Origin of the sequence: Actinoalloteichus hymeniacidonis (assembly GCF_014203365.1) — a bacterium.
Taxonomy (GTDB): domain Bacteria; phylum Actinomycetota; class Actinomycetes; order Mycobacteriales; family Pseudonocardiaceae; genus Actinoalloteichus_A; species Actinoalloteichus_A hymeniacidonis.
Window position 1 is genome coordinate 2,016,377 of record NZ_JACHIS010000001.1, and the last position, 15,453, is coordinate 2,031,829.

At 66.7% G+C, this 15,453-nt stretch carries 12 protein-coding genes and 1 rRNA gene; 12 read left to right on the plus strand and 1 reads right to left on the minus strand.

Going from position 1 to position 15,453, the window contains the following annotated elements; all coding sequences use genetic code 11:
* Window positions 1-194 precede the first annotated feature (194 nt).
* A complete protein-coding gene (locus tag BKA25_RS09055) occupies window positions 195-716 on the plus strand; it encodes an SgcJ/EcaC family oxidoreductase (protein WP_172803830.1) in 522 nt (173 codons plus the stop codon).
* A 33-nt stretch (window positions 717-749) separates the two neighbouring features.
* Here BKA25_RS09055 and BKA25_RS09060 read toward each other — a convergent pair whose 3' ends face one another.
* Window positions 750-1,622: an alpha/beta fold hydrolase gene (locus tag BKA25_RS09060; RefSeq protein WP_069853858.1), complete on the minus strand. Its 873-nt coding sequence runs from the start codon at window positions 1,620-1,622 to the stop codon at window positions 750-752.
* A 404-nt stretch (window positions 1,623-2,026) separates the two neighbouring features.
* Between BKA25_RS09060 and BKA25_RS09065 the strand changes: the two genes are divergently transcribed.
* From BKA25_RS09065 to BKA25_RS09115, 11 genes are all read left to right on the plus strand, one after another.
* On the plus strand, window positions 2,027-3,052 hold the full coding sequence (locus BKA25_RS09065) for a sigma-70 family RNA polymerase sigma factor (protein ID WP_084643212.1): 1,026 nt from the start codon (window positions 2,027-2,029) through the stop codon (window positions 3,050-3,052).
* A 219-nt stretch (window positions 3,053-3,271) separates the two neighbouring features.
* On the plus strand, window positions 3,272-4,300 hold the full coding sequence (gene argC / locus BKA25_RS09070; protein WP_069850632.1) for an N-acetyl-gamma-glutamyl-phosphate reductase: 1,029 nt from the start codon (window positions 3,272-3,274) through the stop codon (window positions 4,298-4,300).
* On the plus strand, window positions 4,297-5,508 hold the full coding sequence (gene argJ / locus BKA25_RS09075) for a bifunctional glutamate N-acetyltransferase/amino-acid acetyltransferase ArgJ (RefSeq protein WP_069850630.1): 1,212 nt from the start codon (window positions 4,297-4,299) through the stop codon (window positions 5,506-5,508). Before argC ends, argJ begins: the two co-directional genes overlap by 4 nt.
* Window positions 5,505-6,422, plus strand: a complete 918-nt coding sequence (argB, locus tag BKA25_RS09080; protein WP_069850629.1) for an acetylglutamate kinase — start codon at window positions 5,505-5,507, stop codon at window positions 6,420-6,422. Before argJ ends, argB begins: the two co-directional genes overlap by 4 nt.
* On the plus strand, window positions 6,419-7,639 hold the full coding sequence (locus BKA25_RS09085; protein ID WP_069850627.1) for an acetylornithine transaminase: 1,221 nt from the start codon (window positions 6,419-6,421) through the stop codon (window positions 7,637-7,639). Before argB ends, BKA25_RS09085 begins: the two co-directional genes overlap by 4 nt.
* Entirely contained in the window at window positions 7,639-8,571 is a 933-nt protein-coding gene (argF, locus tag BKA25_RS09090) for an ornithine carbamoyltransferase (RefSeq protein WP_069850626.1), read from the plus strand. Before BKA25_RS09085 ends, argF begins: the two co-directional genes overlap by 1 nt.
* On the plus strand, window positions 8,568-9,155 hold the full coding sequence (locus BKA25_RS09095) for an arginine repressor (protein ID WP_084643211.1): 588 nt from the start codon (window positions 8,568-8,570) through the stop codon (window positions 9,153-9,155). Before argF ends, BKA25_RS09095 begins: the two co-directional genes overlap by 4 nt.
* A 362-nt stretch (window positions 9,156-9,517) precedes the next feature.
* Entirely contained in the window at window positions 9,518-10,951 is a 1,434-nt protein-coding gene (gene argH, locus BKA25_RS09100) for an argininosuccinate lyase (protein ID WP_069850624.1), read from the plus strand.
* On the plus strand, window positions 10,948-11,625 hold the full coding sequence (locus BKA25_RS09105; RefSeq protein WP_069850623.1) for a DNA-3-methyladenine glycosylase: 678 nt from the start codon (window positions 10,948-10,950) through the stop codon (window positions 11,623-11,625). The genes argH and BKA25_RS09105 overlap by 4 nt, the downstream gene beginning before the upstream one ends.
* Before the next feature lie 38 nt (window positions 11,626-11,663).
* Window positions 11,664-12,938, plus strand: coding sequence for a tyrosine--tRNA ligase (gene tyrS / locus BKA25_RS09110; RefSeq protein ID WP_069850621.1), 1,275 nt, complete (start codon window positions 11,664-11,666; stop codon window positions 12,936-12,938).
* A gap of 924 nt (window positions 12,939-13,862) precedes the next feature.
* Window positions 13,863-15,378: ribosomal RNA gene (locus tag BKA25_RS09115) — 16S ribosomal RNA — on the plus strand.
* Window positions 15,379-15,453 lie beyond the last annotated feature (75 nt).

The window sequence follows — 15,453 nt, forward strand, 5'->3', positions numbered from 1 at the left end:
CACTAATCGCCCGTTGTGACGGTATTCGTTGCGGTATCCGCTAATCGAGTAATCCGAGAGTGCCGATCCACTTCGGTCGGAGGGTGTGGCGGCTTCTCTTGGGCACTCGTAGGCGGGTAAGGACAGGGTCGATCTCCGGGGGATGCCGGAGGCGGTCCGCCCGGTCAACCTGTTGAACTGGGAACATGACGGACATGTCGACCTTGCGGCGGCCCTGGGCCATCGACGGTGATAACGAGGAGGACCTCGCGGAGATCCGCGAGCTGTTGGCGGCAGCCACAACGGCATGGGCAGCGGGCAACGCCGTCGCCTACGCCGCGCTCTTCGCGCGCGATAGCGATCTGGTTGGGCCGGACGGAATTCTTCGCCGGGGCAGACTGGCGAATGAGCGATGGCATTCCCGACTGTTCTCCGGGAGCTTCCGAGGCACCGAATGGCTCAGCGACGTGGAATCCATTCGGTTTCTCGCCGCCGATGTCGCGGTGGCGCATGAACTCTCGGCGCTGGTATTGCCCTGGCGGCACCGGGCGCGGCCCAGGGCGGTGTCCCGAGGCACCTGGGTATTGATCAAACAGGACGGTCGATGGTGGGTGAGCGCCGTGCAGCACACGAGGTTGCGCACGACCGAGACGAGCGGCGGACGCAGCGTGACCTCGACGGTGGTGAACCTTCGAAACCGACTGGCCCGGCGGACTCGCCCCGGCCGTGCGGCCTGAGACCTATCGCCCTGTTCGACCGCGCGGCCGAGCTCAGGCCATGGCGGCCAGGATTCCGGCCAACTCCGGGGCACGGTGGAAGAATCCCACGTGGCTGGTCTTCATGGTGTGGACGTCGAACGGGTTGTCGGGAGTGAGCGCGTCGGCGTCGGCGATCATCCGATCCTGCATGGCCACGGGAATCGACATGTCCTCGGACAATCGGACGTAGCTGCGCGGGATCCGCCCCCAGGTCTCGGCCCGCACCTGGGATTCGGCCAGCGCGATGCTCATCGTCTCGTCCGGGTCCAGCGTGTCGAGCATGGCGCGGAACTGCTCATCGGTCGCATCGGCCGCCATGGCGGCTTTCAACGCCGCGAAGACCACGGCGTCATCGGTGCGCCAGTTGATGCGCATGGTCCCGATCCTCTCCGGATCGCCCACGGCCGGGATCGGCGCCGTGTCGAGCAGGTTCGACGCATGTTCCGGCAGTGCACTGCACTCGGCCAGGCTCGGGACGCTTGAAGGGCACCACGCCGACACATAGACGATGCGATGGATCAACTCGGGAACGGCGTTGCCGACCCCGCCGATCGTGGCGCCGCCCATGCTGGAGCCCACAAGGATCACCGGTCCGTGCTCGGCGACTCGGCGAACATTGGCGATGACGTGTTCGACCGTCTCCTCGTAGGTGACCTCGGCCATCGGTGACCGTTCGACGGCGATACTCGCCGCGTCGTGCGGATTCTGGTAGTAGGAGGCGGGGCTACCGGTGCCATGACCGGGCAGATCCAGCGCGAGGCTGCGATGACCGAGCAACGCCAGCTCGCGTTGCAGCGGACCCCAGCCCGCCGCGTTGCTCGATGCGCCATGCACGAGGACGTAGGTCGGCAGACCGGCGTTGGGGCCGACAGCAGTGGTGGACATAGACCATCCTTGTTCGCTTGATGGCAGGGTAGGCGGCGGATCTCGGCATCGATCGGCGCCGGGATCGGTCGCGATAGCGGTGCGGGTGCGTGAGAAGACGACATGGGCACCGGTGTGTTCGACGGTGCGGTCGATGGGATCGGGCCCGAGACTGCGCATCGATGACACACCGACGGCACGCGGCGTTATCCGAGGAGGGACCGGCCGATCGCGTCGAGCGGCACGACCGGGCACTGATTCCTAGAGACGCATATCACCACGCTAACAGTCCGTGCTGTTCGGTGTCGCAGGGTTTTCGCCGTGTCCGGGAACGGGAGATTGTCGGACCGATCCGATATACCTGGTCGACCTGGCGACTTCCTGCCGCCGCCTGAGCAGGCGACCACCCAGCAGAGGGCGACGCGATGACCATCCAGCTCGAGGACCCCGCGTGCGATCACCCCGAACCGGATCTGCTGAGCCGAATCGAGCCGTATCGCCGGGAACTGTTGGCGCACTGCTATCGGATGCTCGGCTCAGTGCACGACGCCGAGGACATCGTCCAGGAGACCTACCTGCGGGCCTGGCGCGCACAGGATGGCTTCGAGGGGCGGTCCAGCCTGCGGACCTGGCTGTATCGGATCGCCACCCGCGTGTGTCTGACGGCACTGGAGCAACGGAACCGACGACCACTGCCCGTCGGGCTCGACAATCGGCCTGCCGACCCGGCCGAGACGCTCATCAGCTCACCTGAGGTGCCGTGGCTGGAGCCGATCCCGGACGCCGCGTCCGTCGAGTACGCCGACCCGGCGGCGATCGTCGGGGCGCGCGCCGACATCCGATTGGCCTTCGTCGCCGCGCTGCAGTTCCTGCCGCCCCGACAGCGGGCCGTCCTCCTGCTGCGCGACGTGTTGTGCTGGCGCGCCGCCGAAGCCGCCGACCTGTTGGAATGCACGGTGGCCGCCGTCAACAGCAGCCTCCAGCGGGCTCGTGCCCGACTCGCCGCGCTCGATCTGCATGCGGAGGCCGAGCTGGTGCTCTCCGACGAGGACCAGCGGGCGGTCCTCGATCGCTACATCGCCGCCTTCGAGGCCAAGGACGTCCCGGCGATAGTCGATCTCCTGACCGCCGAAGTGGTGTGGGAGATGCCGCCGTTCGCGGCCTGGTATCGCGGCCCCGAGGATGTCGCTCGGCACCTGTCATTGCGGTGCCCCGGTGGTCCTGGGGAGTTCCGGCTCCTTCTCACCAGGGCTAACGGTTCTCCCTCGGTGGCGCTCTATCGGTGGGATCCGGCGGTCGGCCGCCATCGTCCGTTCGCGCTGCAGGCGTTGACCATCGCCGCCACGGGGATCGACCACGTGGTCACCTTCTTCGACCTTCGCCTGTTCGACGTCTTCGGGTTGCCCGCCGAGCCGCCGACGAGCGCCGAGACTGAGCCGTACCCCGTGTGACGCACGGGCTATGCGGTCCGCAGCCCGGGCCCTCTCCCCTCGAACAGGCTCACCGAGCGGTGCGCCGAGGTGTCGAGATGATGCTCACGGCGCACCCGTGAAGTCGATCTTTCCTGCTAGTCGGTCCGTCGGATGCCCGTGTCCGGCGGGCTGGTCTCGCGACGCCACCACCCGATAAGAGGATTGATTGAGTTTGCATTCTTGTGCATAATCATTCGCATGACGGTTCGGGTGGCGGTCGCGGGAGCCAGTGGGTACGCGGGCGGTGAGTTGCTTCGGCTGCTCCTCGCGCACCCCGAGATCGAGATCGGCGCGCTCAGCGCAGGCGGCAGCGCGGGCACGCCGCTGGGCAGACATCAACCGCACCTGACTCCACTCGCCGACCGGATCCTGGTCGACACCACCGCCGAAACGCTCGCGGGCCACGACGTGGTGTTCCTGGCGCTGCCGCATGGTCATTCCGCCGCGCTCGCCGACCAACTCGACGACCAGACCGTGGTGATCGACTGCGGTGCGGACTTCCGGTTGGCCGATTCCGATGATTGGCAGCGCTGGTACGGCAGCGAACACGCCGGTCAGTGGCCCTACGGGCTGCCGGAGCTGCCTGGTTTCCGCGAGGCACTGCTCGGCGCCCGCCGTATCGCGGTGCCCGGTTGCTTCCCGACCACCACGCTGCTCGCTGCCATCCCGGCCTTCGCTGCCGGCGTGGTTCAACCGGAGCTCGTCGTCGTCGGTGTCACCGGCACCTCCGGAGCAGGGCGGGCACTCAAACCGCACCTCATCGCGTCCGAGGTACTCGGCTCCGCCTCGGCTTACGGCGTCGGCGGAGTACACCGCCACACCCCGGAGCTGACGGCCAACCTCTCACGATCCGCGGGCACGCCGGTCCGGGTGTCCTTCACCCCGGTGCTCGCCCCGATGTCCCGGGGCATCCTGGCCACCTGCTCGGCCCCCATCGTCGGCGAGCTGGACACGGCCGCCGCCAGGGAGATCTACGAGCGCGCCTACCGCGACGAGCCCTTCGTGCAGCTCCTTCCCGAGGGCAGCTGGCCGACCACCGCCGCCACGGTGGGCTCCAACTCGGCGCAGCTTCAGGTCACGGTGGACCCCGACGCGGGCCGCCTCGTCATCGTCGCCGCATTGGACAACCTCACCAAGGGAACTGCAGGCGGCGCCGTACAGAGCATGAACCTCGCACTCGGCCTGCCGGAGACCACCGGCCTGAGCACCGTGGGAGTCGCACCGTGAGCACCACATTCTCCGCCGAACTCGGCGATCTTCCCCTCGACCGCGAGCTCGGCGTCACGGCCTCGAAGGGCTTCCGAGCCTCGGGGATCGCCGCAGGGATCAAAGCAGCGGGCGCCAAGGACCTCGCACTGGTCGTCAACGACGGCCCGGCCGACGTCGCCGCCGGGGTCTTCACGACCAACAAGGTGGCGGCCGCGCCGGTGCGCTGGTCCCAGCAGGTGCTCACTCAGCACCGGTTCCGCGCCGTGGTGCTGAACTCCGGTTGTGCCAACGCCTGCACCGGCCCCGAAGGCTTTCAGGACACCCATGCCACCGCCGAGGACGTCGCCGAGCAACTCGGCTTCGGCGCGATCGACATCGCGGTGTGCTCCACCGGGCTCATCGGCGAGCGGCTGCCCATGGACGCCGTGCGCGGCGGAATCCGCACCGCGGTGGACTCATTGGACGTCGACGCGGCGGCCGGGTTGGCCGCAGCCACGGCGGTGATGACCACCGACACGGTGCCCAAGCAGGTCGCCTACCGAGACCCGGCCGGGTGGAGCATCGGCGGTTTCGCCAAGGGCGCCGGGATGTGCGCCCCCAACATGGCCACGATGCTCGCGGTCATCACCACCGATGCGGTGGTCGATGCCCGCCTGCTCGACTTCGCCCTGCGCGCCGCCGTCGAGCGCACCTTCCACCGGCTCGACGTCGACGGTTCGACCTCCACCAACGACACCGTCCTGCTGTCCGCTTCCGGGGCCTCGCGGATCAACCCCGGCGCAGGAGCGTTCACCGGCGCCCTCACCGAGGTCTGCGCCGATCTTGTCGAGCAGTTGCAGATCGATGCGGAGGGCGCCACGAAACGAGTGCGCATCGAGGTGGCCGGAGCCGACAGCGAGGACTGCGCGACCAGGGTCGCCCGGACCGTCGCCGAGGATCACCTGGTGGGCACGGCACTGTTCGGTTCCGATCCGAACTGGGGCCGGATCGCGATGGCCGTCGGCCGTTCCGGAGCCAGGGTCGATCCGGATCGCCTCGACATCAGCATCAACGGAGTGCTGCTGTGCAAGAACGGCGCGAAGGCAGCCGAGCGTGATTCGGCGGATCTCTCCGGGCCGGAGATCGAGGTATACATCGATCTCCACCTCGGCGACGACAGCACCACGGTGCTGACCACCGATCTGTCCCATGCCTACGTCGAAGAGAACAGCGCGTACTCGTCATGACGGGCCCCAGCGATCCTCCGGCGACAGACCGGTCCGCCGACGCGGGCGAAAAAGCCGCCGTCCTGGTGGAGGCGCTGCCGTGGTTGCAGCGTTTCAGTGGAGCCACCGTCGTCGTCAAATACGGCGGCAACGCGATGATCGACGAGAAGCTGAAACGGACCTTCGCCCAGGACATGGTCTTCCTGCGGCTCGCGGGATTGCATCCCGTCGTCGTCCACGGTGGCGGCCCGCAGATCAGCGCGATGCTGGAACGACTCGGGATCCCGGGGGAGTTCCGGGGCGGGCTCCGGGTCACCACGCCCGAGACGATGGACGTGGTGCGGATGGTCTTGTTCGGCCAGGTCGGTCGCGAGTTGGTCGGTCTGATCAACGCGCACGGCCCATTCGCCGTCGGGATCTCGGGTGAGGACGCTCAACTCTTCACGGCAGCGCGCCGGGGTGCGGTGGTGGACGGCGAACCGGTCGACATCGGCCTGGTCGGCGACGTGGTGTCGGTCAATCCCGATGCGGTGCTCGACATCGTGCGGGCCGGTCGGATCCCGGTGGTGTCCACGATCGCTCCCGACGCCGACGGCGTGGTGCACAACGTCAACGCCGACACGGCCGCGGCCGCGCTGGCGGTGGCGCTGGAGGCCGCCAAGCTCGTGGTGCTGACCGATGTCGAGGGGCTCTATGCCAACTGGCCGGACCGCTCCTCCCTGATCGATCGGCTCGATGCCCAGGCGCTCGAGCAGTTGCTGCCCACCCTCGACAGCGGGATGCGTCCCAAGATGGAGGCATGCCTGCGTGCCGTGCGCGGCGGGGTCCCACGGGCGCACGTGATCGATGGCAGGTTGGCGCACTCCGTACTGCTGGAGGTCTTCACCAGCCAAGGCATAGGAACCATGGTGCTACCCGAGGAGGGCGACCGATGACCAGTCCTGAGTCCGGCAACGACGCAGGGGCACGGCGTTGGCGCGGTGCCCTGATGAACAACTACGGCACGCCCGCGATGACTCTGGAACGTGGCCAGGGCAGCCATGTCTGGGACGCCGACGGCACCAGGTATCTCGATCTCTTCGCGGGTATCGCGGTCAACGCGCTGGGACATGCGCATCCGGCGGTCGTCGAGGCGGTCACCCGACAGATCAACACCCTCGGTCACACCTCCAACTTCTTCAGCACGTCACCCGCCGTCGAGTTGGCCGAGACACTGCTGGAAATCACCGGTTTCGGCACGCAGGGCCGGGTGCTGCTGTGCAACTCGGGGACCGAGGCCGTGGAGGCCGCATTCAAGATCGCGCGGCGCACGGGCAGGCCGAAGATCATCGCAACCGAGAACTCCTTCCACGGCCGCACCATGGGGGCGCTGGCCCTCACCGGTCAACCGGCCAAGCGGACACCCTTCGAACCGTTGCCGTCCGGTGTCGTGCACATCCCCTTCGGCGATGTCGAGGCCATGCGGGCCGCCGTCGATGCCGACACGGCCGCCGTGGTGATCGAACCGGTGCAGGGCGAGGCCGGAGTGGTCCTGCCCCCCGACGGCTACCTGCGTGCGGTCCGGGAGATCACCGCCGAACACGGTGCGCTGCTGGTGATCGACGAGGTCCAGACCGGCATCGGCCGGACGGGCTCGTGGTTCGCCTACCAACAGGAGGGCATCGTGCCGGATGTCCTCACCCTGGCCAAGCAACTCGGCGGCGGCCTTCCGATCGGGGCCTGCATCGCGGTGGGCCCGGTCGCCGAGCTGCTCGGCCCCGGCCAGCACGGGACTACCTTCGGCGGGAACCCCGTCTGTTGCGCTGCGGCGTTGGCCGTGCTGCGCACCATTGCCCAGGACGGCCTGCTCGACCAGGTCAACCGGGTCGGCAAAGACCTGGTGACCGGTATCGAGCGCAGTGGTCATCCGCTGCTGGCGGGCGTTCGGGGCAGCGGGCTGCTCATCGGCGTTGCGCTCAACCGTCCGCTGGCCGCAGGCGTCGCCGATGCCGCCCGTAAGGCCGGTTATCTGATCAACCCGGCGCAGCCGGACGTCCTGCGGTTGGCCCCGCCGCTGATCCTGACCGACGACGAGGCTGCGGGCTTCGTCACCGACCTACCCGAGATGCTCGACGCGGTGACGGGTGCGGCCGAGAAAGAAAGTGGTGACTGATGCCTCGGCATTTCCTCCGGGACGACGACTTGAGCCCCGCCGAGCAGACCGAGGTGCTCGACCTCGCCGACCGGTTGAAGAAGGACCCGCTCGGTACCAAGGCGTTGGCGGGCCCCAAGACCATCGCGGTCATCTTCGAGAAGAACTCCACTCGAACCCGGCTCTCGTTCGAGGCGGGTATCGCGCAGCTCGGCGGTCACGCGATCACGGTCGACGGCCGCAGCATGCAACTCGGCAGGGAGGAGACCATCGAGGACACCTCCCGGGTGCTCTCCCGATATGCCGATGCGGTGGTGTGGCGGACCTTCGCCCAGGCCAGGATCGAGGCGATGGCCTCGGTGTCGACCGTGCCGGTGATCAATGCGCTCACCGACGACTTCCATCCCTGCCAGGTGTTGGCGGACCTGCAGACGATCCGGGAGCGTCTCGGATCGCTCGCCGGACGCACGATGACCTTCCTGGGCGATGGTGCCAACAACATGGCGCACTCGTTGATGCTCGGTGGCGTCACGGCGGGCATGCATGTCAAGGTCGCGGCACCCAAGGGCTTCGACCCGGCCCCGGCGGTCCTGGCCGCTGCCCGTCGCCGTGCCGAGGAGACGGGCGGGTCGGTCGAGGTCGTAGGCGACCCGGCGGCGGCTGTCGCGGGTGCGGAGGCCCTGGTCACCGATACCTGGAGCTCGATGGGACAGGAGAACGACGGCAAGGACCGCGTCGGCCCGTTCCGCCCGTACAGCATCGACGCTCAGCTGTTGGCCAAGGCTGCGCCCAACGCCATCGTGTTGCACTGTCTGCCCGCGCATCGCGGTTGGGAGATCACCGACGAGGTGATCGACGGCCCGGCCAGTGTGGTCTGGGACGAGGCTGAGAACCGCTTGCACGCGCAGAAGGCGTTGCTGTGCTGGCTACTCGCCGAGGAGAGACTGCGATGACGGAGTCGCGGGCGAGCACCGCCCCCACCCGCGTCGCCCGGCAGGCCCGGATCGTCGCGTTGGTCACCCAGCGTGCGGTGCGGAGTCAGGCCGAATTGGCGCGGCTGCTTGCGATCGAGGGCATCGAGGTCACGCAGGCGACGCTGTCCCGGGACCTGGACGAGCTGGGCGCGGTCAAACTGCGTGGTGCCGATGGTGGCGCCGCCGTCTATCTGATCCCCGAGGACGGGAGTCCGCTGCGGGGGGTGGAAGGCGGCACCTCGCGGCTGGGCAGGCTCCTCAACGAGCTGCTGGTCTCGGTCGATTCCTCGCAGAACCTGGCCGTGTTGCGCACCCCACCGGGGGCGGCTCAGTTCCTGGCCAGCGCCTTGGACCGGGCGGCCCTGCACGATGTGGTCGGCACCATCGCCGGGGACGACACGCTGTTGGTGGTAGCGCGGGAGCCGTTGAGCGGCGCCGAGCTTGCCCACCGGTTCGCCGAGTTGGCGGGCCGAGCCGACGTCGGCGCCGCATCGCCTGCGGAGGCCCGTCTGGCCGAGGAACTGCGCCACCGGACCGAGGACGGCGGGCCGAGCCCGGCCTGACGACCGTGGTCCGACGCCTACCCCGGGCCGGGCGTGATCCCGGCCGGGCGGCTTGGCCCCGGAGGTCGAATCCGGTCTCGAATGCGTCGGGAGAGCGTGCCCGGTTCATCGCGAGGCGACCCGGTCATCGCGGCATGGCGCGGCGAGACGAGGGCGGCCGGTGCCGATGCCGATCTTCACCCCGGGTCACCCTCCGTCACCGACATTGACGAGAATGCGAGTAACCGCAGCGGATTTCTGCGGTGTGGAGCCCAGAGAATGCGGCTCGTGGAGAAACGGCCCCCGGTGTTCGGCCGATGCCGAGCACTCGACCAATGATGTGTTCCGACCTGCGGACACGCAGCAGAAGACGAGGTATCCAGGTGAGTGACTCCAGTGGCGCGACGGCTCGGCTCTGGGGCGGTCGGTTCAGTTCCGGCCCCGCCGAGGCGATGGCCGCGCTGAGTGATTCGACCCACTTCGACTGGGCCCTCGCGCCGTACGACCTCGCGGGCTCCCGGGCGCATGCGCGAGTCCTGCACCGCGCGGGGCTGCTCAGCGCCGACGAGCTGACCAGAATGCACGAGGGACTGGACAGACTGGCCGCCGATGTCGAGGAAGGCACCTTCCTGCCGACCCGCGCCGATGAGGACGTGCACACCGCGTTGGAACGCGGCCTGCTGGAACGGGTCGGACCGGAGCTGGGCGGCAGACTCCGCGCGGGGCGTTCGCGCAACGACCAGGTCGCGACGCTGTTCCGGATGTGGTTGCGCGATGCGACGCGGCGGGTGGCGACCGGCACCCTCGACGTGGTGGCCGCACTGATCGACCAGGCCGCCGCCCACCCGGATGCGGTGATGCCGGGCCGTACCCATCTCCAGCACGCCCAGCCGGTGCTGCTGGCCCACCATCTGCTGGCCCACGGGCAGTCCCTGGTCCGCGACGTCGCACGTTTGCGGGATTGGGACGTCAGGACGGCGGTCTCGCCCTATGGATCCGGTGCGCTGGCGGGCTCCTCACTCGGCCTCGACCCGGCTGCGGTGGCGACGGAGCTCGGTTTCGACGCACCGGTGGAGAACTCGATCGACGGCACGGCGTCGCGTGATTTCGCGGCCGAGGCAGCCTTCGTGCTCGCGATGCTGGGTGTGAACCTCTCCCGGATCTCGGAAGAGGTGATCATCTGGACCACGGCCGAGTTCGGGTATGCGATGCTCGACGATGCCTGGTCGACAGGCAGTTCGATCATGCCGCAGAAGAAGAATCCGGACGTGGCCGAGCTGACCAGGGGCAAGTCCGGCCGGCTGATCGGGAATCTGACCGGATTGCTGGCGACCCTCAAGGCCCAGCCGCTCGCCTACAACCGGGACCTGCAGGAGGACAAGGAACCGCTGTTCGACTCGGTCGGCCAGTTGGAACTGCTGTTGCCTGCGGTTGCGGGAATGCTGGGCACGCTGACCTTCGACGTCGAGCGGATGGCCGCGCTGGCGCCTGCCGGGTTCACCTTGGCCACCGACGTCGCGGAATGGCTGGTGCGGGCAGGCGTGCCGTTCCGTGTCGCCCACGAGGCGGCGGGGGCCTGCGTGCGAGCGGCCGAGGCGCGCGGGGTCGGCCTGGACGACCTCACCGACGAGGAACTGGCCGAGATCTCGCCCGCGTTGACCCCCAAGGTCCGTGAGGTGTTGAACGTCGAGGGATCGATCGCCTCGCGAGACGCACACGGCGGCACCGCGCCGCAGCGGGTCGGCGAGCAGCGGACCCGGCTGTCCGAGGTGGTTGCCGAGCACCGCGAGTGGGCGGCGAGATCGGTGTTGGGATGAGCCTGCACATCGGCGTACCGGGAGCCCTGGCCACCAGGGACGAATTGGCGATCGATCCGGTGGTCGCGGCTACTCGGCTACTGGGCTGTGTCGTGGAGTCGCGGCTGCCGATGGTCGAGGGAACCGAGGAATCCGAGCCGGTCTCGGTGCGCCTGGTGGAGGTCGAGGCCTACCGGGGTGCGGACGATCCGGCCTCGCATTGCTACCGGGGCCGGACACCACGCAACGACGTGATGTTCGGCCCCGCCGGACACCTGTACGTCTACTTCGTCTACGGCATGCACTTCTGCGCCAACGTGGTGTGCCTGACCGATGGCGTGGCGGGTGCGGTCCTGCTGCGGGGCGCCGAGGTGGTCGGTGGCGTCGAGAAGGCACGCGAACGTCGACCCAGCGCGCGCAACGACGCCGAGTTAGCCAAGGGGCCTGCTCGGTTGACCTCGGTGCTGGGACTGCATCGGGACCACGATGGAATCGATCTGACCGATCCGGCCTCTCCGGTGCGCCTGCGCTGGGGCGCCGAGGTGCCCGCGAGTTCGGTGCGCACCGGGCCGAGAGTCGGGGTCGCCTCGGCGATCAGCACGCCATGGCGTTTCTGGCAGGACGGTTCCAGCGCGGTCAGCACCTATCGACGCGGTGGTCGGCGCAGGACACCTACGGCGGGCGGAACAGGGTGACGCCCTGATCGGCCTGCCGGGTGCGGCAGAATGAAGCCGTGAGCGAGCACATCATCGACGAGTTGACCTGGCGCGGTCTGATCGCGCAATCCACCGACTCCGCCGCCCTGCGGCGAGCTCTCGACGACGCGCCCCTCACCCTCTATTCGGGTTTCGACCCGACCGGACCGAGTCTGCACGCGGGCCATCTGGTGCCGCTGCTGACGTTGCGCCGATTCCAGCTGGCCGGGCACCGGCCGATCGTGCTGTCCGGTGGAGCGACCGGCATGATCGGTGATCCGCGTGATGTCGGCGAGCGGACGTTGAACAGCGTGGACACCGTCTCCGATTGGGTGGTGCGGCTGCGCGGTCAACTGGAACGTTTCGTCGACTTCGACGACCCGGTGACCGGCGCCCTGACCGAGAACAACCTGAACTGGACCGGCGAGATGACGGTCCTCGAGTTCCTCCGCGACGTCGGAAAGCACTTCCCGGTGAACACCCTGCTCTCCAGGGAGACGGTGAAGCGACGGTTGGAGGGCGATGGCATCTCCTACACGGAGTTCAGCTACCTCCTCCTGCAGTCCAACGACTACCTGGAGTTGTTCCGCAGGCATGGCTGCACGCTGCAGATCGGTGGCTCCGACCAGTGGGGCAACATCGTCGGCGGGGTGGACCTGATCCGCAGGGTCGCCTCCGCAAGCGCCCACGCGATGACGCTGCCCTTGGTCACCGACACCGAGGGCCGCAAGTTCGGCAAGTCCACCGGCGGCGGCAGTGTGTGGCTCGACCCGACCATGACCTCGCCGTACGCCTGGTACCAGTACTTCCTGAACACGTCCGATGCCCAGGTCGGGCAGTACCTGCGGCTCTTCACCTTCCTGTCCAGGGAGGAGATCGAGGAGCTGGAGCAGATCACGGCGGAGAAGCCAGCACTGCGACAGGGACAGCGGCGCCTCGCCGAGGAACTGACGACCCTGGTGCACGGGGCGGAGGAGACCCGACGGGTCACCGCAGCCAGCTCCGCGCTCTTCGGTCGCGGCGAGCTGCGCGACCTGGACGAGGGGACGCTTTCCGCTGCCATGGCCGAGCTCCCGGGCGCCGAGCGCAAGTTGGCCGACGATCTGACGATCGTCGAACTGCTGGTGGCCTCGGGGATCGTGGCGAGCAAGGGCGCTGCGCGTCGAACGGTGTCGGAGGGTGGTGCGTACGTGAACAACGTGCGGATCACCGATGAGCAGTGGATCCCCACGGGGGCCGATCTCTTGCCGGGTGGCTGGTTGGTCGTCCGTCGTGGCAAGCGTCACATGGCCGGGGTGCGCGCGATCTCCTGATCCTGCGATCGGCCACCGATTTCCGTGGGCGCTTTGACCTGCGCGTTCGCCTCGTCGGTGGCCGATCTTCCCGGGGATTTGACATTGCCGTCCGCGAGGCGTAACTTTCTTCGAGTCAGCGCAACAGTGACTCGGTAAGCCGCAAGGTTCTGAGTGTGTTGCCAACGGCCGGGTTGCGAACCAAGCTCCCATCGCAGGATGGTAGAGTGGGCGACCTCCGGAAAATCTGACCAAGCGGGACCGAGCGTCGAAAGACGCGATCGGCTGCGATGGCATGATCAACGGAAAGCTTGACAACTGATTTTGTGGTGCGTCGACTCCGGTCGGATGTGGGTTCTAGGACCCGCTGAAGTCTGGATATCGAGGTGCTGCTAGGTTTCATCGGCGCAACGCTGAGCACAGTTTCGGACTTTCGAGTTTGAGATTGAGAGATTCATCGAGAATCGGGTTTTGACTCGATTTTAGATGTGGTTTCGCGCTAGCTATAGAAGTCTTGAAATATGAATACGGTTCGGTCGTGGCCAGTGCCTTTCGGGTGTCGGTTTCGGGTGGGATCGGGTTGCGACTGCGAGGTTGCCCCCGATTTGACAGCGAAAATCGGAACTTGCTAAGGTTTCACCACAACGAGCCGAGAGAAACACCGAAAACCCCGGATTTGGGGTTACGGAGTGGCTCTGATAAGCTTCACCAGCACGACGAAGCCCACTCCGGTGGGTGGAACACAATAAATATGAATCAACACGAGGCGTTCACCGCTGAAACCACGACAGTGTGGTGTGGGTGGTGGTGCGCGTGTTCTTTGAGAACTCAACAGTGTGTCGAGATAATAGCCAGCAGAGCTTGTTTGGTTGTTTCAAAATCCTCCGTTGTAGAGGATTCCTTTGAGAAGATATAGATCAGTCATGGTCTGATTCTCATCATTCATTGATGGAGAGTTTGATCCTGGCTCAGGACGAACGCTGGCGGCGTGCTTAACACATGCAAGTCGAGCGGTAAGGCCCTTCGGGGTACACGAGCGGCGAACGGGTGAGTAACACGTGGGTAACCTGCCCTGCACTTTGGGATAACCTCGGGAAACCGGGGCTAATACCGGATATGACATGCCATCGCATGGTGGTGTGTGGAAAGTTCCGGCGGTGTGGGATGGGCCCGCGGCCTATCAGCTTGTTGGTGGGGTGATGGCCTACCAAGGCGACGACGGGTAGCCGGCCTGAGAGGGCGACCGGCCACACTGGGACTGAGACACGGCCCAGACTCCTACGGGAGGCAGCAGTGGGGAATATTGCGCAATGGGCGAAAGCCTGACGCAGCGACGCCGCGTGAGGGATGACGGCCTTCGGGTTGTAAACCTCTTTCAGCGCCGAAGAAGCGAAAGTGACGGTAGGCGCAGAAGAAGCACCGGCTAACTACGTGCCAGCAGCCGCGGTAATACGTAGGGTGCGAGCGTTGTCCGGAATTATTGGGCGTAAAGAGCTCGTAGGCGGTTTGTCGCGTCGGCTGTGAAAACCTGGGGCTTAACCCTGGGCGTGCAGTCGATACGGGCAGACTTGAGTTCGGCAGGGGAGACTGGAATTCCTGGTGTAGCGGTGAAATGCGCAGATATCAGGAGGAACACCGGTGGCGAAGGCGGGTCTCTGGGCCGATACTGACGCTGAGGAGCGAAAGCGTGGGGAGCGAACAGGATTAGATACCCTGGTAGTCCACGCCGTAAACGGTGGGCGCTAGGTGTGGGGGATTTCCACGTCCTCCGTGCCGTAGCTAACGCATTAAGCGCCCCGCCTGGGGAGTACGGCCGCAAGGCTAAAACTCAAAGGAATTGACGGGGGCCCGCACAAGCGGCGGAGCATGTGGATTAATTCGATGCAACGCGAAGAACCTTACCTGGGTTTGACATGCACCGGACAGCCTCGGAGACGGGGTTTCCGCAAGGTCGGTGTACAGGTGGTGCATGGCTGTCGTCAGCTCGTGTCGTGAGATGTTGGGTTAAGTCCCGCAACGAGCGCAACCCTTATTCCATGTTGCCAGCACGTAATGGTGGGGACTCATGGGAGACTGCCGGGGTCAACTCGGAGGAAGGTGGGGACGACGTCAAGTCATCATGCCCCTTATGTCCAGGGCTTCACACATGCTACAATGGCCGGTACAAAGGGCTGCTAAACCGTGAGGTGGAGCGAATCCCATAAAGCCGGTCTCAGTTCGGATCGGGGTCTGCAACTCGACCCCGTGAAGTCGGAGTCGCTAGTAATCGCAGATCAGCAACGCTGCGGTGAATACGTTCCCGGGCCTTGTACACACCGCCCGTCACGTCACGAAAGTCGGTAACACCCGAAGCCCATGGCCCAACCCGCAAGGGGGGGAGTGGTCGAAGGTGGGACTGGCGATTGGGACGAAGTCGTAACAAGGTAGCCGTACCGGAAGGTGCGGCTGGATCACCTCCTTTCTAAGGAGCACTTCTCACTCACAGCTTTGGTTGTGGTGGGGTTGTCGTCTGGTCTGCCCGAGTGTGGTGGACGGC